This window comes from Oryzobacter terrae (genome assembly GCF_042756445.1).
GTDB classification, from domain to species: Bacteria; Actinomycetota; Actinomycetes; order Actinomycetales; family Dermatophilaceae; genus Oryzobacter; species Oryzobacter terrae.
The window spans coordinates 3,305,843-3,326,811 of sequence record NZ_CP170578.1 but is presented as its reverse complement, the minus strand read 5'-3'; the positions used below and the strand labels follow the sequence as shown (position 1 = coordinate 3,326,811).

At 72.3% G+C, this 20,969-nt stretch carries 20 protein-coding genes; 6 read left to right on the top strand and 14 right to left on the bottom strand.

The window, feature by feature from the left end; translation table 11 throughout:
- Positions 1-57: 57 nt before the first annotated feature.
- Both ccrA and ACFWN3_RS15935 read left to right on the top strand, forming a co-directional pair.
- Positions 58-1,398, top strand: coding sequence for a crotonyl-CoA carboxylase/reductase (gene ccrA / locus ACFWN3_RS15940; protein ID WP_377641236.1), 1,341 nt, complete (start codon positions 58-60; stop codon positions 1,396-1,398).
- 68 nt (positions 1,399-1,466) lie between these two features.
- Positions 1,467-2,825: an AI-2E family transporter gene (locus ACFWN3_RS15935; RefSeq protein WP_377641234.1), complete on the top strand. Its 1,359-nt coding sequence runs from the start codon at positions 1,467-1,469 to the stop codon at positions 2,823-2,825.
- An 18-nt stretch (positions 2,826-2,843) separates the two neighbouring features.
- Here the strand turns inward: ACFWN3_RS15935 and ACFWN3_RS15930 are convergent, their stop codons facing one another.
- A complete protein-coding gene (locus tag ACFWN3_RS15930) occupies positions 2,844-3,122 on the bottom strand; it encodes a hypothetical protein (protein WP_377641232.1) in 279 nt (92 codons plus the stop codon).
- A 75-nt stretch (positions 3,123-3,197) separates the two neighbouring features.
- Entirely contained in the window at positions 3,198-5,702 is a 2,505-nt protein-coding gene (locus ACFWN3_RS15925; protein WP_377641230.1) for an FAD-dependent oxidoreductase, read from the bottom strand.
- Positions 5,703-5,892: 190 nt separating this feature from the next.
- Between ACFWN3_RS15925 and ACFWN3_RS15920 the strand changes: the two genes are divergently transcribed.
- Positions 5,893-6,840, top strand: coding sequence for a hypothetical protein (locus tag ACFWN3_RS15920; RefSeq protein WP_377641228.1), 948 nt, complete (start codon positions 5,893-5,895; stop codon positions 6,838-6,840).
- Positions 6,841-6,987: 147 nt separating this feature from the next.
- On the opposite strand, the gene ACFWN3_RS15915 is transcribed toward ACFWN3_RS15920, so the two are convergent.
- Positions 6,988-8,766 (bottom strand): 3-hydroxyacyl-CoA dehydrogenase family protein, encoded by a 1,779-nt coding sequence (locus tag ACFWN3_RS15915; RefSeq protein WP_377641226.1) that lies wholly within the window; start codon positions 8,764-8,766, stop codon positions 6,988-6,990.
- A 94-nt stretch (positions 8,767-8,860) separates the two neighbouring features.
- Positions 8,861-9,280 (bottom strand): hypothetical protein, encoded by a 420-nt coding sequence (locus ACFWN3_RS15910; RefSeq protein WP_377641224.1) that lies wholly within the window; start codon positions 9,278-9,280, stop codon positions 8,861-8,863.
- Positions 9,281-9,369: 89 nt separating this feature from the next.
- Between ACFWN3_RS15910 and nucS the strand changes: the two genes are divergently transcribed.
- The gene (gene nucS, locus ACFWN3_RS15905; RefSeq protein WP_377641222.1) at positions 9,370-10,065 is read left to right on the top strand and encodes an endonuclease NucS; all 696 of its coding nucleotides are present in this window, start codon (positions 9,370-9,372) and stop codon (positions 10,063-10,065) included.
- A gap of 16 nt (positions 10,066-10,081) precedes the next feature.
- On the opposite strand, the gene ACFWN3_RS15900 is transcribed toward nucS, so the two are convergent.
- The gene (locus ACFWN3_RS15900) at positions 10,082-10,390 is read right to left on the bottom strand and encodes a hypothetical protein (protein WP_377641220.1); all 309 of its coding nucleotides are present in this window, start codon (positions 10,388-10,390) and stop codon (positions 10,082-10,084) included.
- 65 nt (positions 10,391-10,455) lie between these two features.
- On the opposite strand from ACFWN3_RS15900, the gene ACFWN3_RS15895 reads away from it, so the two are divergent.
- Positions 10,456-10,998, top strand: a complete 543-nt coding sequence (locus ACFWN3_RS15895) for a type 1 glutamine amidotransferase domain-containing protein (RefSeq protein WP_377641218.1) — start codon at positions 10,456-10,458, stop codon at positions 10,996-10,998.
- Here the strand turns inward: ACFWN3_RS15895 and ACFWN3_RS15890 are convergent.
- Both ACFWN3_RS15890 and ACFWN3_RS15885 read right to left on the bottom strand, forming a co-directional pair.
- On the bottom strand, positions 10,967-12,988 hold the full coding sequence (locus ACFWN3_RS15890; protein WP_377645635.1) for a protein meaA: 2,022 nt from the start codon (positions 12,986-12,988) through the stop codon (positions 10,967-10,969). The two genes, ACFWN3_RS15895 and ACFWN3_RS15890, sit on opposite strands and share 32 nt — an antisense overlap.
- 156 nt (positions 12,989-13,144) lie before the next feature.
- Positions 13,145-13,468 (bottom strand): STAS domain-containing protein, encoded by a 324-nt coding sequence (locus tag ACFWN3_RS15885; protein ID WP_377641216.1) that lies wholly within the window; start codon positions 13,466-13,468, stop codon positions 13,145-13,147.
- Positions 13,469-13,642: 174 nt separating this feature from the next.
- Between ACFWN3_RS15885 and ACFWN3_RS15880 the strand changes: the two genes are divergently transcribed.
- Positions 13,643-14,263, top strand: coding sequence for a cob(I)yrinic acid a,c-diamide adenosyltransferase (locus ACFWN3_RS15880; RefSeq protein WP_377641214.1), 621 nt, complete (start codon positions 13,643-13,645; stop codon positions 14,261-14,263).
- A gap of 17 nt (positions 14,264-14,280) precedes the next feature.
- On the opposite strand, the gene ACFWN3_RS15875 is transcribed toward ACFWN3_RS15880, so the two are convergent.
- From ACFWN3_RS15875 to atpA, 7 genes are all read right to left on the bottom strand, one after another.
- Positions 14,281-15,090, bottom strand: a complete 810-nt coding sequence (locus ACFWN3_RS15875; RefSeq protein WP_377641212.1) for an ABC transporter permease — start codon at positions 15,088-15,090, stop codon at positions 14,281-14,283.
- A complete protein-coding gene (locus tag ACFWN3_RS15870; RefSeq protein ID WP_377641210.1) occupies positions 15,087-15,986 on the bottom strand; it encodes an ABC transporter ATP-binding protein in 900 nt (299 codons plus the stop codon). The genes ACFWN3_RS15875 and ACFWN3_RS15870 overlap by 4 nt, the downstream gene beginning before the upstream one ends.
- A 114-nt stretch (positions 15,987-16,100) precedes the next feature.
- A complete protein-coding gene (locus ACFWN3_RS15865; protein WP_377641208.1) occupies positions 16,101-16,532 on the bottom strand; it encodes a DUF2550 family protein in 432 nt (143 codons plus the stop codon).
- A 25-nt stretch (positions 16,533-16,557) separates the two neighbouring features.
- Positions 16,558-16,827 (bottom strand): F0F1 ATP synthase subunit epsilon, encoded by a 270-nt coding sequence (locus tag ACFWN3_RS15860; protein WP_377645634.1) that lies wholly within the window; start codon positions 16,825-16,827, stop codon positions 16,558-16,560.
- Entirely contained in the window at positions 16,824-18,278 is a 1,455-nt protein-coding gene (gene atpD, locus ACFWN3_RS15855; protein WP_377641206.1) for a F0F1 ATP synthase subunit beta, read from the bottom strand. Before atpD ends, ACFWN3_RS15860 begins: the two co-directional genes overlap by 4 nt.
- Before the next feature lie 14 nt (positions 18,279-18,292).
- The gene (locus tag ACFWN3_RS15850) at positions 18,293-19,192 is read right to left on the bottom strand and encodes a F0F1 ATP synthase subunit gamma (RefSeq protein ID WP_377641204.1); all 900 of its coding nucleotides are present in this window, start codon (positions 19,190-19,192) and stop codon (positions 18,293-18,295) included.
- An 81-nt stretch (positions 19,193-19,273) separates the two neighbouring features.
- A complete protein-coding gene (gene atpA / locus ACFWN3_RS15845) occupies positions 19,274-20,920 on the bottom strand; it encodes a F0F1 ATP synthase subunit alpha (protein WP_377641202.1) in 1,647 nt (548 codons plus the stop codon).
- Positions 20,921-20,969: the final 49 nt, after the last annotated feature.

Sequence of the window (20,969 nt, the reverse complement as noted above, 5' to 3'; positions counted from 1 at the left end):
GTCGCCGCAGGTGTCCGCCGACGACGCTGTCCGACCACGCCGAAGGAGCACGACCGCATGGACCAGATCCGCGAGGCCATCCTCTCCGGGGACCGCAGCGAGGCCACCTACGCCGGGATCGAGATCCCGGCGGTCTACCGCGCCGCGACCGTGCACAAGGACGAGGTCGAGATGTTCGGCGACCTCCCGACGAAGGACAAGGACCCGAGGCGGTCCCTCCACGTCGAGGACGTCCCGGTCCCCGAGCTCGCCCCCGGTGAGGCGCTCGTCGCGGTCATGGCCAGCGCGATCAACTACAACACGGTGTGGACCTCGATCTTCGAGCCGGTCTCGACGTTCGGCTTCCTCGAGCGGTACGGGCGGATGTCGGAGTTCTCCAAGCGGCACGACCTGCCCTACCACGTCGTCGGCTCCGACCTCGCCGGCGTCGTCCTGCGGACCGGTCCCGGCGTCACGAAGTGGAAGGCGGGCACCGAGGTCGTCGCCCACTGCCTCTCGGTCGAGCTCGAGGACGCCGAGGGCCACGACGACACGATGATGGACCCGCAGCAGCGGATCTGGGGGTTCGAGACGAACTTCGGCGGGCTCGCCGAGCTCGCGATCGTCAAGGCGAACCAGCTGATGCCCAAGCCCGCCCACCTCACCTGGGAGGAGGCCGCCTCCCCCGGCCTCGTCAACAGCACGGCGTACCGCCAGCTCATCAGCAGGAACGGCGCCCGCATGAAGCTCGGCGACCGCGTCCTCATCTGGGGGGCGTCGGGCGGCCTCGGGTCCTACGCCACCCAGATGGCCCTGGCCGGTGGCGCGACGCCCGTCTGCGTCGTGTCCTCCCCCGAGAAGGCCGACATCTGCCGGGCGATGGGCGCCGAGCTCATCATCGACCGCTCCGCCGAGGGCTACCGGTTCTGGAACGACGACGACACGGCCCAGGACCCCAAGGAGTGGCAGCGCCTCGGCAAGAAGATCCGCGAGCTGACCGGCGGCCACGACGTCGACATCGTCTTCGAGCACCCGGGCCGCGAGACCTTCGGGGCCTCGGTCTACGTCGCGCGCAAGGGCGGGACCATCGTCACGTGCGCGTCCACCTCGGGCTACCTGCACGAGTACGACAACCGCTACCTCTGGATGAACCTCAAGCGGATCGTCAGCTCGCACTTCGCGAACTACCGCGAGGCGTGGGAGGCCAACGAGCTCGTCAACCGCGGCCTCATCCACCCGACGCTGTCGAAGACCTACCGCCTCGAGGACGTCGGCCAGGCCGCGCTCGACGTCCACCGCAACGCCCACCAGGGCAAGGTCGGCGTCCTCACGCTCTCGCCCGAGCCGGGCCTCGGCGTCACCGACCCCGGGAAGCGCGCGGCCCTCGAGCCCGCGATCAACCGGTTCCGCGACGCCTGAGAGCGACCCGGACGCGGCGTCCGGGTCGCGGCGCGCCGCGCCACTAGGGTGGCCGCGGGAGGTGCGACGTGGACGTGTCGAGGCTGTGGGCGCCGGTGACGCGCTGGGGCGAGTTCCGGCGACGGCAGCTGGAGGCGCTCGAGCAGAGCAACCACATCGCGGCGCGCGCCGTGGAGGTCGACGACGTCCCCGTCGCGGCGCCGGCGGCGGCCACTGCCTCCACCGGGTCCGCGGGCTTGACCGACTCGCGGGACTCGACCGGCTCGACCGACTCCCCCGTCGACGAGATGCTCCTCGGCTCCGACGCCCCGGAGCCGCACCGCTCCCCTCCCCCCGGTGAGGGTGCCGGCAGCATCCCGACCGCCCCCTACGGCACCGTCGGGAGGCCGCTGAACCGGCACTCGCCCTTCTACATCGGCTTCTTCGGAGCCACCGGCGCGATGCTCGCCGTGGGCCTCTGGCAGCTGATGGGCCGCCTGACGACGACCCTCACGGTCCTCGTCGTCGCCTTCTTCCTCACCCTGGCCCTCAACCCGATCGTCGACCGGCTCGTCGCGCGCGGGGTGCGCCGGGCGGGCGCGGTCGCCGTCGTCTTCGGCGGCGCCATCGTCGTCTTCGTCCTCATCGGCTTCCTCGTCATCCCGCCGGTGGTCGACCAGGGCGCCCAGCTGGCGCAGACCGCCCCCACCTACGCCCAGGACGCCCTCAACAGCCGGTGGGTGCGCGAGATCGACAAGAACTACGACGTCATCGACAAGGTCCAGGCCGAGCTGACGACCAAGCTGTCCGACCAGCGCTTCCTCGAGGGCCTGCTCGGGGGGCTGCTCGGCGCCGGCCGGGCGGTGCTCAACGGGGCGTTCCAGTTCTTCACGATCCTCGTGCTCACCCTGTACTTCCTCGCCTCGCTCCCCCGCGTCAAGCAGGCGGCCTACGCGATGGTCCCCTCCACCCGCCGGGCCCGCTTCGTCTCGCTCTCGGAGGAGATCATGCGGCGGGTCGGCTCGTACGCCATCGGCCAGGTCTCCATCGCGACGCTCAACGCCATCCTGTCGTTCTTCATGATGTCGCTCGTCGGGATCCCGTACGCCGCGGTCCTCGCGGTGTCGGTCGGCCTGCTCGGGCTCATCCCGATGGTCGGCGCGACCCTCGGTGCGGTGCTCGTCTGCCTCGTCGCGTTCTTCGACGAGCCGCAGAAGGCCGTCATCGCCGGGGTCTACTACCTCGTCTACCAGCAGCTCGAGAACTACCTCGTCGCCCCGCGGATCATGCAGCGCACCGTGTCGGTGCCGGGGCCGGTGACGGTGGTCGCGGCCCTCGCCGGCGGTGCGCTGCTCGGCGTGCTCGGGGCGCTGCTGGCGATCCCGGTGGCCGCCGGTCTGCTGCTCCTCTACGAAGAGGTGCTCGTCCCGCGCCAGCGCCGCGCCTGACCGGGGGTCGTCCTCGGGTCAGGGGCGGGCGGCGTGGCGCGCCTGCCAGCACCGGCGGTGCCAGTGCCGCCGCTCCTCGATGCCGCCGACGCCCTCCGCCGGCCACACGACGACGTGCGGCGTCCCGGCGAGGATGCCCTGGTGGCAGCCCGGGCAGCGGTACTCGCGCGTGGCGCTCGCCCCGCTGAGCCGCCGCACGTGCCACGGCCGCCCGCCGTAGGTCTCGGTGGCCACCTCGCCCGACCCCAAGAGCGGCCGCTCGTCGAGGTCGCGACGGCGACGGTTGGCGCGGGGCATGCCGACCATCGTCCCAGACGGCCGGAGCGCGCGTTCGCCGGGACGGACACCACCCGACCCGACGACGAGCCGGGGTCAGGCCGTGACGCGGGCGCTCGTGGGGTCGTAGAGGGGGCGCAGCGAGACCCGGGCGCCGTGCCGCGTCCCCGCGACGTCGACCTCCCACGTCCCCTCGGCCAGCCACGCCGGCGTCACCGGGCCACCGTCGTTGCCGACGAACGCCAGCCCCACCGCGGCCCCGAGCGTCCACCCGTAGGAGGCCGCCCGCACGTACCCGACGACCACGCCGTCGCGCAGCACCGGCTCGGCGTGGAAGAGGAGCGGCTCCGGGTCGTCGAGGAGGACCTGGACGAGGCGATCGTGCGGCGTCCCGCGCTCCTTGGCCGCGAGGGTCGCCTCGCGCCCGGTGAAGCCGCCCGGCTTGTCGAGGGCGACGGCGAACCCGAGGCCGACGCCCCAGACGTCGTCGGTGTTGTCGATGTCGTGGCCGAAGTCGCGGTAGGCCTTCTCCATCCGCAGGCTCGACAGGGCGCGCAGCCCGACCGGCCGGATGCCGTGGGCCTCGCCGGCCGACAGCACCGCGTCCCACACGTCCGCGGCCCGGTCGGCGGGGACGTAGAGCTCCCACCCGAGCTCGCCGAGGTAGGTGATCCGGATCGCGAGGACCTCGGCACCCGCGACGACCACGCGCCGGGCGTCGCGGAACGCGAACCCCTCACTGCTCCAGTCGACCTCGGGGGCGGCCGCAGTGAGGGTGGCACGTGAGGCCGGCCCCTGGACGGTGAGCAGCGCGTGGTCCGTCGTCACGTCCTCGACCGTGGCCCCGGACTCCCCGACCGCGCGCCGGAGCAGGCCCTCGACGCGTCCGTGCGCGGTGTCCGACGCGACGACGAGGAAGTCGTCCGGCGCCAGCCGGGTGACCGTGAGGTCCGCGAGGACGTGCCCGTCGTCGTCGAGCCACTGGGTGTAGGTGATCCGCCCGTCGGCGGCGTTGACGGCCCCGGCGCTGAGCCGGTCGAGCACGGCACCGGCATCGGCGCCGCGCACGGCGAACTTCGCCATGAACGACATGTCCATGAGGCCGACGCGCTCGCGGACCGTCTCGTGCTCGGCCCTCCAGCGTGGGAACCAGGGAAGGTGTCCCCAGCCGGGCTCGCCGTGGTCAGGCGTCTCGCCCCGCCCCGCGTACCAGTCGGCCGACTCCCACCCGCTGACGTCGCGCAGCCTGGCGCCCTCGGCGACCATCCGGTCGTGGACCGGGGACCGCATCGCCCCGCGTGACGTCGTCAGCTCGACGCCGGGGGCGTGCGAGGCGTACACGGTGCCCAGCACCTCGGCCGTGCGCTCGGCCCGGCGGGTCGGGTCGAGCTGCCAGTCGCGGAAGCGGGCGACGTCGAACCCGGTGACGTCGACGTCCGGGCGGCCGGTCGCCATCCACTGGGCGACGACCCGACCGAGCCCACCGGCCGACAACACCCCGACCGAGTTCAGCCCCGCGCAGACGAAGTAGCCGTGGATGCCGGGCGCCTCCCCGACCGCGGGCGAGAGGTCGGGCGTGAACGACTCGGGCCCGCAGAAGAAGGTCCGGATGCCGACCGTCTCCACCACCGGGACGCGCGCCACGGCCTTCTCGACGAAGGGGCCCATCCGGTCCCAGTCGGGCGGCAGGGTCGTGAAGCTCGCGTCCTTCGGGATGCCGTCGACCTTCCACGCCGCGGCGACCGGCTCGAAGAGGCCGACCATCATGCCGCCGCCCTCCTCGCGGTAGTAGCCGTAGGAGGCGGGGTCCTCGAACACCGGGGCGTCGGCGCTCATCCCGTCGATCGGCTCGGTGACGAGGTAGTAGTGCTCGGCCGCCTGGTTCGGTACGACGACGCCGTTGCGCTGCGCGAGCTCGCGCGCCCACATCCCGGCGCAGTTGACGACGAGCTCGCACTCGACGTCACCGGCGTCGGTCCGGACTCCGGTGACCTCCTCGACGAGGCCGCGGGGGCGCGTCACCACCTGCTCGACGCTGACGCCCTCGACGACCCGAACCCCGAGGTTGCGGGCCCCCCGCGCCAGGCTCATCGTGAGGTCGACGGGGTTGACCCGCCCGTCGCCCGCCACGTGGAAGCCGGCGACGAGGTCGTCGGTGCGCGCGAGGGGGAACAGCTCGGCCATCTCGCGCGGCCCGATCTCCTCGACCTCGAGGCCGAGGTGCCGCTGGAACGCCGCGACCCGCCGGTACTCCTCGAGCCGGTCGGTGTCGGCGGCGGCCTCGATGAGCCCCACCGGCTTGAACCCCGTGGCGACCCCCGTCTCGGCCTCGAGCCGCGCGTAGAGCTCACGCGAGTACAGCCGCAGCCGGGTGCTCGTCTCGCTGAAGGAGCCGAAGCACGTCATCAGGCCCGCGGCGTGCCAGGTGGTGCCCGAGGTGAGCCGGTCGCGCTCGAGGACGAGCACGTCGGTGACCCCGAGGTGCGCCAGGTGGTACGCGATCGAGGTCCCGATGACCCCGCCCCCGATGACGACGACGCGCGCCCGTGGCGGGAGCGTCGGGGTGCGTCGGGCGGAGGTCTCGGGGGCGGCGCTGCTCACCCGGCGACTGTACTGACCGCCGCCCCCACGCCACCGTCCACCTCCCCCCACCCCAACCCCAACTTCAGGACGGCAACACGCCGACCGAGGCCCTCGTCGCTCGGCGTGTTGCCGTACTGAAGTGGCGCCAAGGGGGTGGGCCTGTGGATGACGACGCGGCGGCATCCGCGGCGGGGACGAGAGTCGGAGGGTGAGCCCACCCGTCCTGCCACCCCTGCCCGAGGGCCCGCTCACGCTGTCCGCCGCCCGCCGCCTCGGGCTCAGCGACCCGCAGTGGCGGCTCGCCGAGCTGGTGCGGGTCACCCAGTCGGTGCGGGCGCTCGAGAGCCCGTCGGACGTCGCCGCCCGGTCCGCGGCGTTCTCCCTGGCGCTCCCCGACGACGTCGTCTACTCGCACATCACGGCCGCACGCCTCTGGGGACTCCCGCTGCCGAGATCCCTCGAGGCGCAGGTGGTGCTCGACGTCATGCGGGACACGAAGCGTCGACCGATCGAGCGCCACGGGTGCCGCCACCACCGCGGCGCCGAGCAGCGGCTCGTGGTGCCGACCCAGGGCGTCAGGGTGACCTCGCTCCCCGACACCTGGGTCGACCTCGCGTCACTCGTCGGCCACGGGCTGTCGGTCGACGACCTCGTCGTGGCCGGCGACGTCGTCCTCAACCGGCTGGCCGGGCCCGATGGTGCGGGCGCCCGTGGCCCCGGCCGCGCCGCCCTCGCCGAGGTCCTCGCGCGCCGGGTCCGCGTGGTGGGCCGGCCTGCGCTCGCCGTCGGGCTCGAGCTCTGCCGACCCGGCTCCCGGTCCCCGATGGAGTCGCGGGCGCGGCTGATGGTGGTCCGCGGCGGTCTCCCGGAGCCGCACCTGAACGTCGCCCTCCACGACCTCGACGGTGCCTGGCTGGCGGAGGGCGACCTCGTGTGGGCCGCCCAGCGGGTCGTCGCCGAGTACCAGGGCGCCGTCCACGCCGACCGGCGGGCGCGGTCGCTCGACGCCTACCGGATCGGGCTGCTCACCGACGCGGGGTGGACCGTGGTCGAGCTGTTCCACGAGGACGTGACCCAGCGGCACCGCAGCGCCCTCGTCCTCCGGCGGCTCGCGACCGCGCTCGGCATCGACCCGCGCTCCCTCGTCCTCCCGTGAGCCCCACGTGAGAACGGCAACACGCCGATGCTGCGAGCGTCAGTTCGGCGTGTTGCCGTCCTGAGGTGGGCTACTCGGGGGCGAGGGGACGAGGAAGGGGAGCCGCGGCGGAGGAGGAGCAGGAGCCTCGGCGGCGGAGGAGCGGGGTCAGGGGTGGGTGCGGAAGCCGCGGCCGGTCTTGCGGCCGAGGTAGCCGGCGGTCACGAGGTGCTCGAGCAGCGGCGCGGGGGCGAACCCGGGCTCGCGGAACTCGAGGTAGAGCTCGCGCTGGATCGCCAGCGACACGTCGAGGCCGACGACGTCGAGCAGCTCGAAGGGACCCATCGGCAGGCCGCAGCCGGTCTTCATCGCGGTGTCGATGTCGTCGGCGGTGGCGTAGTTCGCGGCGAGCATCTTCACCGCGTCGTTGAGGTACGGGAAGAGCAGCGCGTTGACGATGAAGCCCGAGCGGTCGCCGCACGTCACCGCTACCTTGCCGACGCGGGCGCAGAGGTCCTGCACCGTCGCGACGACGTCGGGCGCGGTCGACACGGTGTGGACGACCTCGACGAGCTTCATCACCTGCGCCGGGTTGAAGAAGTGCATCCCCACGACGTCCTCGGGCCGCGAGGTGACCTTCGCGCAGTCGATGACGGGCAGCGACGACGTCGTGGTGGCGAGCACCGCCCCGGGCCTGCAGATCCGGTCGAGGTCGCGGAAGAGGTCCTGCTTGACCTCGAGGTCCTCGGCGATCGCCTCGACGACGAGGTCGGCGTCGGCGAGCGCCTCGCGGCTCGTCGACCCGGTGAGCCGACCGAGCAGCGACTCGGCCTCCTCCGCCGTCATCCGGCCCTTCTCGACCGCCCTGGCCGTGGAGCGCGCGATCGCCGCCCGCACGCCCTCGACCTTGTCGTCACCGCGCGCCACGTAGGTGACCGGGAAGCCGGCCTTGGCGAACACCTCGATGATGCCGGTCGCCATCGTCCCGGACCCGACGACCCCCACCGTGGCGACGGGCCTCAGCGCGACCCCTGCCGGCACGCCGCCGGTCGGGGTGCGGGCGTCGTCGACGACCTGGGGCGAGCCCGGCTCGGCGTAGGTGTAGAAGCCACGACCCGACTTCCGGCCGAGCAGCCCGGCGCTGACCATCTGCTTGATGATGGGGCTCGGCGCGTGGAGCCGGTCGCGCCCCTGCTTGTACATCGTGTCGAGGATCTCGTAGGCCGTGTCGAGCCCGATGAGGTCGAGGAGCTGGAGCGGGCCCATGGGGTAGCCGCAGCCGAAGCGCATCGCGGCGTCGAGGTCCTCGCGCGACGCGTAGTGCGACTCGACCATCGACACCGCGTGGTTGAGGTAGCCGAACAGGAGGGCGTTGGCGATGAAGCCCGCCTTGTCCCCGACGACGACCGGCTTCTTGCCGAGCCGCTCGGCGAGCGCCTTGACGTCCTCGAACACGTCGTCGGCGGTGACGACGGTGCGGATGACCTCGACGAACTGCTGGACGGGCGCGGGGTTGAAGAAGTGCATCCCGACGACCCGCTTGGGGTCGCTCGTGGCGACGGCGATCTCGGTGACCGGCAGCGACGAGGTGTTCGTCGCGAGGATCGCCTCGGCCGTGACGACCTTGTCGACCCGACCGAGGATCTCCTTCTTGAGGTCGAGGTGCTCGGGCACGGCCTCGACGACGAGGAGGCAGTCGGCGAGGTCACCGAGGTCGGTCGTGAAGGTGACTCGGGCGTGGAGGGCGTCGTGCTCGTCCTGGGTCATCTTGCCGCGGGCCAGCGCGCGCCCCGTCGAGCCGCCGAGCACCTGCTTGCCGTGCTCGATCCCCGCCGCGTCGACCTCGACGGCGATGACGTCGATCCCGTTGCGGGCGAACACCTCCACGATGCCCGCACCCATGGTGCCGAGTCCGATCACACCGACGCTGGTGAAGTCACGTGCCATGCGGGCGATCCTCTCAGGCCCGCACCGTGGCGGTCACGTCACCGGGGCGTGACGCTGCCCACCCCGTGTCCGGCCGACGGGTCCCACCAAGGCCTCACCAGTCGTGTCCGGCGGCCACGAGCTCGGCCTCGAGGGCGAGCCGCTCCCCCGAGCGCAGCGGGGTCGGCGCCCCGGTGGCCTCGACCCCGACGACCTCGCACAGCTGGAGCAGGAGCGCGTCGTAGGCGGCGAGGGCGGCGCGCATCCGCATCGCGCGGTGCGGGGCGTCACCCTCCTCGATCCGGCGCACCTCGGCCTCGAGGCGGCGCAGCTCGAGGGCGATGAGCACCGACGGCAGCGGCTCGGTGACCCGGCGCGGACGCACGCGCCCCCAGCCGCGCGCCAGCGCGGGCAGCAGAGGACGCAGCAGCCGCGGCGGGTCGCCGCCCCCGGCCCACCGGACGAGCTCGACGAGGACGATGAAGCAGGCGCTGGGCAGCGCGACGAGGAGCCCGGTCGCCAGGGCTGCCCTCATCGGCCTCACCTCTGCCAGCAGTGTGCGCCTCCGGTGCCGTCCCCGGCAACGGGACGGGGCGGGGAGATCGCTGGGTAGGGTGGTCGACCGTGCGACTGGTGATCGCGACGTGCAGCGTCGACTACGAGGGGCGGCTGACCGCCCACCTCCCGCTCGCGACCCGGCTGCTCCTCGTCAAGGCCGACGGCTCGGTCCTCGTGCACTCCGACGGTGGCTCGTACAAGCCGCTGAACTGGATGTCGCCGCCGTGCGCGATGGCCGAGGTCGAGCCCGACGAGTCCGAGGCCGCCGAGGGCGTGACCGCGGTCTGGGTCGTCCAGCACGCGAAGTCCGAGGACCGCCTGCGGGTGCGCCTCCACGAGGTCCACAGCGACAGCAGCCACGACCTCGGCGTCGACCCGGGACTGGTCAAGGACGGCGTCGAGGCCCACCTCCAGCGGCTCCTCGCCGAGCACATCACGACCCTGGGTGACGGCTGGACCCTCACCCGCCGCGAGTACATGACGCCCATCGGCCCCGTCGACATCCTGTGCAAGGACGGCGCCGGCGCCAGCGTGGCCGTCGAGATCAAGCGGCGCGGCGACATCGACGGCGTCGAGCAGCTGACCCGCTACCTCGAGCTGATGAACCGCGACCCCCACCTCGCGCCGGTGACCGGGGTCTTCGCCGCCCAGGCCATCAAGCCCCAGGCCCGCACCCTCGCCGAGGACCGCGGCATCCGCTGCGTCGTCCTCGACTACGACGCCCTCAAGGGCATCGACAACAGCGAGCACCGGCTCTTCTGACGACGGGCGCGAGCGCTCAGGCGCTCGCCGCCGGCTCCCACGGGAGGACGACCCAGCCGTCGTCGCCGACCTCGAGCCGCAGCCGCCCCGCGGGCTCGTCACGAGGGGCCGCGCGTCCCACCGAGCGCAGGACCTCCGCGACGCCGCCGCGGCCGATGGTCACGAGGACCCGCTCCCCGCGATGGAGGTCGGCGAGGTGCTCGAGCTCCGCCACGACGTCGGTGCCGACGTCCCACGGTCCGTAGGCGGCGGCCGGGGCGTCGAGGCCGCCGACGAGCGCTCCCTCCTCGACGAGCAGGAGGGTCGCCGGGCAGTGCAGCGCCATGCCGACCACGCTACGCCCCGGGTCGACGGCGCATGCCCGCCGGCGGCCGTGGGTAGGGCCCGGACATGACCTCCACCGACACCACCCCCCGCACCGTCGCCTTCCTCGTCGCGCCCGAGGGCATCGAGCAGGTCGAGCTCACCGCCCCGTGGGAGGCCGTCGAGGGCGCCGGCGCGCGCCCCGTCCTCCTGTCGACCGAGGGCGGCACCGTCCAGGCCTTCCACCACCTCGACCAGGGCGACACCTTCGACGTCGACGCCCTCGTGGGCGATGCCGACGTCGCCGACTACGACGCGCTCGTCCTCCCGGGCGGCGTCGCCAACCCGGACGCCCTGCGCACCGACGAGGCCGCCGTGGCGTTCGTGCGCGACTTCGTCGCCTCGGGCAAGCCGGTCGCGGCGATCTGCCACGCGCCCTGGACCCTCGTCGAGGCCGACGCCGTCCGGGGTCGCGCCGTCACCTCCTGGCCCAGCCTCCAGACCGACCTGCGCAACGCCGGGGCCACGTGGACCGACGAGGAGGTCGTCGTCGACGGCAACCTCATCACGAGCCGCAACCCCGACGACCTCCCCGCGTTCAACCGTGCTCTGCTCGACGCCCTGGGCTGACGGCTAGGCCGCGGGCGTCGCGGATGACGTCGACGAACCGGGCCATGATCTCGTTGAGCCCGAAGTCCTTCGGCGTGAAGACCTCGGCGACGCCCAGCTCCTTGAGCCGGGCCGCGTCGGTCTCGGGGATGATCCCGCCGACGATGACGGGCACGTCGCCTGCGCCGGCCTCGCGCATCCGGTCGAGCACCTCGGGCACGAGCTCCATGTGCGACCCGGACAGGATCGAGATGCCGACGAGGTGGACGTCCTCGGCGACCGCCGCGGCGACGATCTCCTCGGGGGTCAGCCGGATCCCCTGGTAGACGACCTCGAACCCGGCGTCGCGGGCCCGCACGGCGACCTGCTCGGCGCCGTTGGAGTGCCCGTCGAGGCCGGGCTTGCCGACGAGGACGCGAAGGGTCTCGCCCAGCTCCTCGCCGGTGGTTCGCACGAGGGCGCGCACGTCGGCGAGCGCCTCCGATCCCCCGGCGACCCCCACCGAGCCGGACACCCCTGTGGGAGCGCGGAACTCACCGAACTCCTCGCGCAGGGCGCCCGCCCACTCCCCCGTGGTCAGTCCCGCGCGGGCGCACTCGAGGGTCGCGGCCATGAGGTTGGTGTCGGCCCGGGCGTCGCGGCGCAGGCGCTCCACGGCCGTGGCGGCGCGGTTCCGGCGCTCCGGGTCGGCGTCACGCTCCTCGCGCCAGCGGCGGACGGCCTGCGCCGCCGCGGCCTCGACACCGGGGTCGACCGACTGGATCGCGGTCCCGAGGTCGGCGGTCAGCGGGTTCGGCTCGGTGGACTCGAACCGGTTGACCCCGACGACGACGTCCTCACCGGCCTCGATGCGCGCCCGCCGGCGCGAGTGCGACGCGACGAGCTCGGACTTCATGTACCCGCCCTCGACGGCGGGCACCGCACCACCCATCGCCTGGACCCGGTCGATCTCGGCGCGGGCTCCCTCGACGAGCTCGGCGACCTTCCGCGCGACGACGACCGAGCCCTCGAAGAGGTCCTCGTGCTCGAGGAGGTCGGACTCGTAGGCGAGCACCTGCTGGATGCGCAGCGACCACTGCTGGTCCCACGGCCGCGGCAGGCCGAGAGCCTCGTTCCACGCGGGCAGCTGCACCGCGCGGGCCCGGGCGTCCTTCGACAGGGTCACCGCGAGCATCTCGAGGACGATGCGCTGGACGTTGTTCTCCGGCTGTGCCTCGGTGAGGCCGAGCGAGTTGACCTGCACCCCGTAGCGGAACCGCCGCTGCCTGGCGTCCTCGACGCCGTAGCGCTCGCGCGTCAGCTCGTCCCACAGCTGGACGAAGGCCCGCATCTTGCACATCTCCTCGACGAAGCGCACCCCCGCGTTGACGAAGAAGGAGATCCGCGCGACGACCTCGCCGAAGCGCTCGGGCGGCACCTGGCCCGAGTCGCGCACGGCGTCGAGGACCGCGATCGCCGTGCACATGGCGTAGGCGATCTCCTGCACCGGCGTGGCCCCGGCCTCCTGCAGGTGGTAGCTGCAGATGTTGATCGGGTTCCACCGCGGGATGTCGGACACCGTGTACGCGACCATGTCGGTGATGAGCCGCAGCGAGGGAGCCGGCGCGAAGACGTAGGTCCCGCGCGACAGGTACTCCTTGATGATGTCGTTCTGGGTCGTCCCGGTCAGCGCGCGGACCGCCGCGGCCGGGTCCTCCCCGGCCTCCTCCGCCTGCTCCTCGGCCGCCACCTGGTAGAGGGCGAGCAGCCACATCGCGGTGGCGTTGATCGTCATCGAGGTGTTCATCCGCGAGAGGGGGATGTCGGCGAAGAGCGCGCGCATGTCGCCGAGGTGCGAGACGGGGACGCCGACCTTGCCGACCTCGCCCCGGGCCAGCGGGTGGTCGGGGTCGTAGCCGGTCTGGGTCGGGAGGTCGAAGGCGACCGACAGGCCGGTCTGCCCCTTGTCGAGGTTGCGGCGGTAGAGGGCGTTGCTCGCGGCGGCGCTGCTGTGGCCGGCGTAGGTGCGCATCACCCACGGGCGGTCCCGCTCGGGCCGGGTGGCGTCGCTGCTCTCGGGCATGCGAGCACGCTAGTCGCGGGCTCCGGGCCCGCGGCGGCACGGTGAGCGCGCCCACACGGTGACGGTCGACACAGGCCCACCCCTCCGGGGGCCGGTGACGACGCGTCAGCCGACGGCGCCGGCGAGGACCTCGTCGGCGAGGAGCGAGCCCATCCGCGCCCGGCGGAACAGGCGCCGCGTGCGGTCGTCGGCGGCGACGACGACGAGCGGGCGCCCGGCCCGGCGGGCCCGGCGCAGCACCTCGACGACGAGGCCGAAGCCCGTGGCGTCACCGATGTGGGCCGCGCCGAGGTCGAGGTGCACCGCGGTCGAGCCCGCGGCGATGGTGCGGTGCAGCGGCAGCCTGACGTCGGCGACGGTGCGCACGTCGAGCCTCCCGGCCAGGGCCAGGTGGCAGCCGCGCTCGTCATGGGCCTCGGTCAGCGTCACGCGGACATCCCCCAGGTCGGCCACGGTCCCCCCTCTCACGTCGTCGTGGACCCATTGAACTGTGGGTCCGCCCGTCGGACGATGATCCGCGGGGTAAAGATCCGGCAAAGAACGGACAATGTCCCCTTCATGCCACGGCGCAGGTCACCGCGGGCGGTCTGACAGTCTGTGCCCATGGTCAACCTCACCCGCATCTACACGCGCACCGGCGACGACGGGACGACCTCGCTCGGCGACCTGAGCCGCACCCGCAAGACCGACGCCCGCCTGGCGGCCTACGCCGACGCCAACGAGGCCAACGCGGCCCTCGGCGTCGCGGTCGCCGCGGGCGACCTGCCGCCGGACGTGAGGACCGTCCTCCTGCGGGTGCAGAACGACCTCTTCGACGTCGGGGCCGACCTGTCCACGCCCCTCCAGCGCGAGTACGAGTACCCGCCGCTGCGCGTCAAGGAGGAGTGGGTCGCCGAGCTCGAGGCCGACTGCGACCGCTACCTCGAGCCGCTCGAGAAGCTGCGCTCCTTCATCCTCCCCGGCGGGACCGTGGGCTCGGCCCACCTCCACGTCGCCCTCACCGTCGTCCGCCGGGCGGAGCGCTCGGTGTGGGCCGCCATCGAGGAGTACGGCACCGAGCCCGGCGAGGCCCGCGGTGAGGGCGGGGTCAACCCGGTCACCGCGACGTACCTCAACCGGCTCTCGGACCTGCTCTTCGTGCTGGCCCGCACGGCGAACGTGCCGGCCGGTGGCGACGTGCTGTGGGCCCCGGGAGGTGGCCGCGAGGACAACCCGAAGGGCTGACCCCGCGGCCACCGGGGTCACTTGACCTCGGAGCGGCGGACCAGGACCAGCCCGACGACGAGCGGCAGGAGGAACCACAGGGTCCCGGCCACGGCCAGGTGCTGCCACTGCTCGCCCGAGACGCTGCCCTCGAAGAGCGGCATCTGCGCGAACTGGTAGTCGACCCACGGCTGGAGGTCGCGGAACCACTCCTGGTTCATCGCGAGCAGGCCGAGGAGCGGGGGCAGCACGAGGGTGTAGACGAAGTACCCGACGATCGCGCCCGAGCTGTTGCGGATGAGCACGCCGAGCATGAAGCCGAAGAGCATCCCGAGCACGCTGCCGAGGACGATGAGCCCGAACTCCTGCGCCGTGGCGTTCCACACCGGGTCGAGCCCGGTGATGGCGCTGCCGACGAGGGTGCCGAGGACGCCGACGACGAGCGCGATGACCATGGCGACGATGCCGACGGACACGGCGGCGAGGAGCTTGGCCCCGAGGACCCGGCCCCGGTGCGGGACGAGCGTGAAGGTCGTCAGCCCGCTGCGCTGGGTCCACTCGCTCGTCACGGCGAGGATGCCGATCATCGGCAGGATCACCGTCATCGGCGCCCCGATGGCGGCGGCGAAGTTCTCGTACGTCTGCTCCTCGTCGGGGGCGAAGACGATGATCGCCGCCGTCGCGAGGACGCTGGTGATGACGATGCTCGCCATGAGCCAGAAGCCGGAACGGGTGTCGAACATCTTGCGCAGCTCGACCCCGACGAGGCGGGTGAGCGGGATCCGGGCGGCCGCGGCACGGCGCCGAGTGGTCGTCGCGGAGGTCTGGTCGAGGACGGCGGTGGTCATGCCACGGCTCCTTCACGCTGGGTCGTTGCGGTGAGGTCGAGGAACATCTCCTCGAGGCCGGCGCCGTCGGCGGCGCGCAGCTCGGTGAGGGCGACGCCGAGCGAGAGGGCGACCTCGCCGACGAGGGCGGCCTCGGCGTCGGTGTGGACGCTGCCGTCGGGGCGCAGCGTCACGTGGTGCCCGGTGCGCTCGAGCGCGGCGGCCAGGCCGGTCGACGAGGCGGCCCGGGCGATGGTGCCGGCGCCCGCGAGGAGCTCGGCCTTGGTCCCGCTCGCGACGATCCGGCCGTTGCCGATGACGACGATGTCGTCGGCGATGACCTCGATCTCGTGGAGCAGGTGCGAGGAGAGCAGCACGGTGCCGCCCTCGTCGGCGTAGGAGCGCAGGAGGTCGCGCATCCAGCGGATGCCGGCCGGGTCGAGCCCGTTGGCCGGCTCGTCGAGGATGAGGACGTGCGGGTCGCCGATGAGCGCGGTCCCGATCCCGAGGCGCTGGCGCATCCCGAGCGAGTAGTTCTTGACGCGGCGGTCGGCCTCCGTCGAGGTGAGGCTGACGAGGTCGAGCATCTCGGCGACCCGGGCGCGGGGCAGGCCCATCGTCCGCTGCGCCAGGGTGAGGATCTCGCGGCCCGTGCGGCCGGCGTGCTGCGCCGACGCGTCGAGGAGGACCCCGACGTCGGTACCCGGGTTGGGCAGGTCGACGAAGCGCGCTCCGTCGATGAGGGCGGACCCGGAGGTGGCGGGCGTCAGCCCGACCATGATCCGCATCGTCGTGGACTTGCCGGCGCCGTTGGGTCCGAGGAACCCGGTGACGCGTCCTGTCGCTGCGGTGAAGGTGACGTCGTCGACGGCGAGGGCGCCGCCGTATCTCTTGCTCAAGTGCTCGACCGTGATCATGTCGAGGATCCTGTCGGCGGCCCGGGGTGCCGCACATCAGGGAGACACCTGAGGTCGCCCCCCACGCGACCCTGAGCCGCTCAGGGGCGCGGCCCGCTCAGCCCGGCTCGCGGGTCAGGCGACGTTGACGTTGTAGCCGGGCGGGCTCGACTCGAGCCAGGCCCTGATCGCCGTGTACGCCGCTGGGGCGAAGGCGAACTCGCACATCGAACCCTTGGTGCCACCGCGGACCGCGACCGGGTCGGCGAGTCCGGGGATGGGGTCGGCGAGCGGTTCGGGGGTCCCGAGGTCGAGCTCCCCGCGCTGCCACGACACCTCGGGGCGCAACGAGGGCCCGACGATGCTGAACCACTCGAACCGGTCGGCACCGAGGCGGGCCAGCCCCAGCCGCCAGCGGCCGACGGGGTCGTCGCGCCGCGCGCAGAGCATGATCGGCCGGCCGTCGCCGGAGATGAAGCGTCGGCGCGCCCACACGAAGGTGAGCGCGCCGACGACGAGGAGGACGAGCAGGGCGAGGACCAGCTCGGTCACGACGAGCGGCGTCATGGCGAGCGGTCCCCTGCCCGTGGTCTCAGGAGCCCATGTTGCTGGCGTCGACGCTCTCGGCGACGATCGTCACCCGGTCGTGGTCGACCGAGAGGAACCCTCCGTCGACCGTGGCCGAGTGCCAGGACCCACCCGTGTTGACCCGCACCTCGCCCTCCGCGAGCACGCAGAGGATCGGGGTGTGGCCCGGGAGGATGCCGAGGTCGCCGTCGATCGAGCGGGCGCTGACCTGGGTGGCCTCGCCCTCCCAGACCTTGCGGTCGGCCGCGACGAGCTCGACGTTCAGTGCCATCAGAGGTTCTTCTGGATCTCGGCCCACTGGCGCTCGACGTCGTCGAGGCCACCGCACATGAAGAACGCCTGCTCGCCGACGTGGTCGTAGTCGCCGTCGCAGATCTTGGTGAAGGCCTCGATGGTGTCGGACAGCGGGACCGTGGAGCCCTCGATGCCGGTGAACTGCTTCGCGACGTAGGTGTTCTGCGACAGGAAGCGCTGGATGCGGCGGGCCCGGTTGACGAGGATCTTGTCCTCCTCGGAGAGCTCGTCGATGCCGAGGATCGCGATGATGTCCTGCAGCTCCTTGTTGCGCTGGAGGATCTGCTTGACGCGCACCGCGGTCGTGTAGTGCTCCTCGGTGATGTACCGGCGGTCGAGGATGCGGCTCGTCGAGGTCAGCGGGTCGACCGCGGGGTAGATGCCGAGCGAGGCGATCTCGCGCGAGAGCTCGGTCGTCGCGTCGAGGTGCGCGAACGTCGTGGCCGGGGCCGGGTCGGTGTAGTCGTCGGCCGGCACGTAGATCGCCTGCATCGAGGTGATCGAGTGACCACGCGTGGAGGTGATGCGCTCCTGGAGCACGCCCATCTCGTCGGCGAGGGTCGGCTGGTAGCCGACGGCGGACGGCATGCGGCCGAGGAGGGTGGACACCTCGGAGCCGGCCTGGGTGAAGCGGAAGATGTTGTCGATGAAGAGCAGGACGTCCTGGCCCTGCACGTCGCGGAAGTACTCGGCCATCGTCAGCGCCGAGAGGGCGACGCGCAGTCGGGTGCCCGGCGGCTCGTCCATCTGGCCGAAGACGAGCGCGGTCTGCCCGAGGACGCCCGCCTCCTCCATCTCGACCATGAGGTCGTTGCCCTCACGGGTGCGCTCGCCGACCCCGGCGAACACCGACACACCACCGTGGTCGCGCGCGACGCGGGCGATCATCTCCTGGATGAGGACGGTCTTGCCGACGCCCGCACCGCCGAACAGGCCGATCTTGCCGCCCTGGACGTACGGGGTGAGCAGGTCGATGACCTTGATGCCGGTCTCGAACATCTGGGTCTTGGACTCGAGCTGGTCGAAGGCCGGCGCGGTGCGGTGGATGCCCCAGCGCTCGGTGGCCTCGAAGGTCTCGCCCTCGGCGAGGTTCATGACCTCGCCGGTGGTGTTGAAGACCTTGCCCAGCGTGATGTCGCCGACGGGAACCGTGATCGGGCCACCGGTGTCCTGCACCGGGGTCCCGCGCACGAGGCCGTCGGTGGGCTGGAGGGAGATGGCGCGGACCATGTTGTCGCCGATGTGCTGGGCGACCTCGAGGTTGAGGTTCTTCTTCTCGCCCAGGAGCTCGACCTCGGTGGTCAGCAGGTTGTACTGCTCGGGCATGCCGTCGACGGGGAACTCGACGTCGACGACCGGGCCGATGATGCGCGAGATCCGGCCGACGCTGCCGGCCTTGGACTCGCTCTTCTCGGTGACAGTGGCAGTCATGGTCTCTCTCTCACTCACTTGCTCTCGGCCAGGGCGCTGGCGCCACCGACGATTTCGCTGATCTCTTGGGTGATCTCCGCCTGGCGGGCCTGGTTGACCAGCCGGGTGTACTTCTTGATGAGCTCCTCGGCGTTGTCCGTCGCCGACTTCATCGCGCGCTGGCGCGCGGCGAGCTCGGACGCGGCGGCCTGGAGCATGCAGTTGAACAGTCGCGCGTTGACGTACTTCGGGAGCAGGGCGTCGAGGACCTTCTCGGCGCTGGGCTCGAAGGCGTACAGCGGCAGCAGGTCGTCGGCGTCGGGCGCCTCGGTCCCCTCGACCACCTCGAGCGGGAGCAGCCGGATGACCTCGGGCTCCTGCGTCACCATGGTGACGAACCGGGTGAAGACGACGTGGACCTCGTCGACGCCGCCCTCCTCGGTGGGCCGGGTGAAGTCGGCCACGAGGCGCTCGCCGACCTCACGGGCGGTCTCGAACACCGGCTTCTCGGAGTTGCCGGTCCACTCGGCCGCGAACTCGCGCTGGCGGAACCTGTAGAAGCCGACCGCCTTGCGGCCCAGGAGGTAGGGGACGACCTCCTTGCCGTCCTCGCGCAGGGCGGCGACGACGCGCTCGCTCTCCTTGAGCACCGAGCTGCTGTACGCGCCGGCGAGACCGCGGTCGGAGGTGATGATGACGACGGCGGCACGCGTGACGTCGGACTTCTCGGTCGTCAGCGGGTGGTCCTCGTTGGAGAACGTGGCCACGGCTGACACCGCGCGGGTGAGCGCGCGGGCGTAGGGGCTCGACTCACGCACGGCCTGCTGGGCCTTGACGACGCGTGCGGCCGCCATGAGCTCCATCGCCCGGGTGATCTTCTTCGTCGAGCTGACGGCTCGGATGCGCTGCCGGTACTCCCGGATCTGCGCTCCCATACGTTTCCGCCTTCCTGGTTCTTTCGCTTCGGGCCGAGGACTGACCGGTGGCCGGGTGCGCTGCGCACCCGGCCGTCCGGGTCAGCGCTTCTGCTTGACGATCTGCTCCTGCTCGGACGCCTGGGCCTTGGCGGCCGCGTCGTCCTCGGCCTCGTTGCCGGCCTGGACGCCGTCGGCGCCCGCGCCCTCGAAGAGCTTGGCCTTGAAGGTCTCGACCTCGCCCTCGAGCGCCTGCTCGGTCTCCTCCTCGAACTTCCCCGTCTCGCGGATGCCCGCGAGGAGGTCGCCCTTGGTGCGACGCAGGTGGTCGAGGAACTCGGCCTCGAAGCGGCGGACGTCCTCGACGGCGACGCTGTCGAGCTTGCCCGTGGTGCCGAGCCAGATCGAGACGACCTGCTCCTCGACCGGGAACGGCGCGGCCTGGCGCTGCTTGAGCAGCTCGACGAGACGAGCACCCTTGGCGAGCTGGGCCCGCGACGCGGGGTCGAGGTCGGAGGCGAACATCGCGAACGCCTCGAGGGCGCGGTACTGCGCGAGGTCGAGCTTGAGGCGGCCGGCGACCGACTTCATCGCCTTGATCTGCGCGGCACCACCGACGCGCGACACCGAGACGCCGACGTCGATGGCGGGGCGGACGTTGGAGTTGAACAGGTCGGCCTGGAGGTAGATCTGGCCGTCGGTGATCGAGATGACGTTGGTCGGGATGTACGCCGAGACGTCGCCCGCCTTGGTCTCGATGATCGGCAGGCCGGTCATCGAGCCGTGGCCGAGGTCGTCGGAGAGCTTCGCGCAGCGCTCGAGGAGCCGGCTGTGGAGGTAGAAGACGTCACCGGGGTACGCCTCGCGGCCCGGCGGGCGGCGCAGCAGCAGCGACACGGCGCGGTAGGCCTCGGCCTGCTTGGACAGGTCGTCGAAGACGATGAGGACGTGCTTGCCCTGGTACATCCAGTGCTGGCCGATGGCCGAGCCGGTGTAGGGCGCGAGGTACTTGAAGCCCGCGGAGTCGGAGGCGGGGGCCGCGACGATCGTCGTGTACTCCATCGCGCCGGCGTCCTCGAGGGTGCCGCGGACGGCCGCGATGGTCGAGCCCTTCTGGCCGATGGCGACGTAGATGCAGCGCACCTGCTTGTCGGGGTCGCCGCTGTCCCAGAACTCCTTCTGGTTGATGATCGTGTCGACCGCGACCGTGGTCTTGCCGGTCTGGCGGTCGCCGATGATGAGCTGGCGCTGGCCGCGACCGATGGGGGTCATGGCGTCGACGGCCTTGAGGCCGGTCTGCAGCGGCTCGTGGACCGACTTGCGCTGGACGACCGTGGGGGCCTGGAGCTCGAGGGCGCGGCGCTCCTCGGCCTCGATGTCGCCGAGGCCGTCGATGGGGACACCGAGCGGGTTGACGACGCGACCGAGGAACTTGTCGCCGACGGGGACCGAGAGGACCTCGCCGGTGCGCTTGACCTCCTGGCCCTCCTCGATGCCCGAGAACTCACCGAGGATGACGACGCCGATCTCGTGCACGTCGAGGTTGAGCGCGAGGCCGCGCGTGCCGTCCTCGAAGAGCAGCAGCTCGTTGGTCATCGCCGAGGGCAGGCCCTCGACGTGCGCGATGCCGTCGCCGGCGTCGGTGACGCGGCCGACCTCTTCGCGCGAGGCCGTCCCGGGCTCGTAGGACCGGACGTAGCTGTCCAGGGCGTCCCGGATCTCCTCCGGACGGATCGAGAGCTCCGTCATGATCTGATCTTCTCCTCGGTCACCGGCCCCCTGTGGGGCCGAAGTCTGT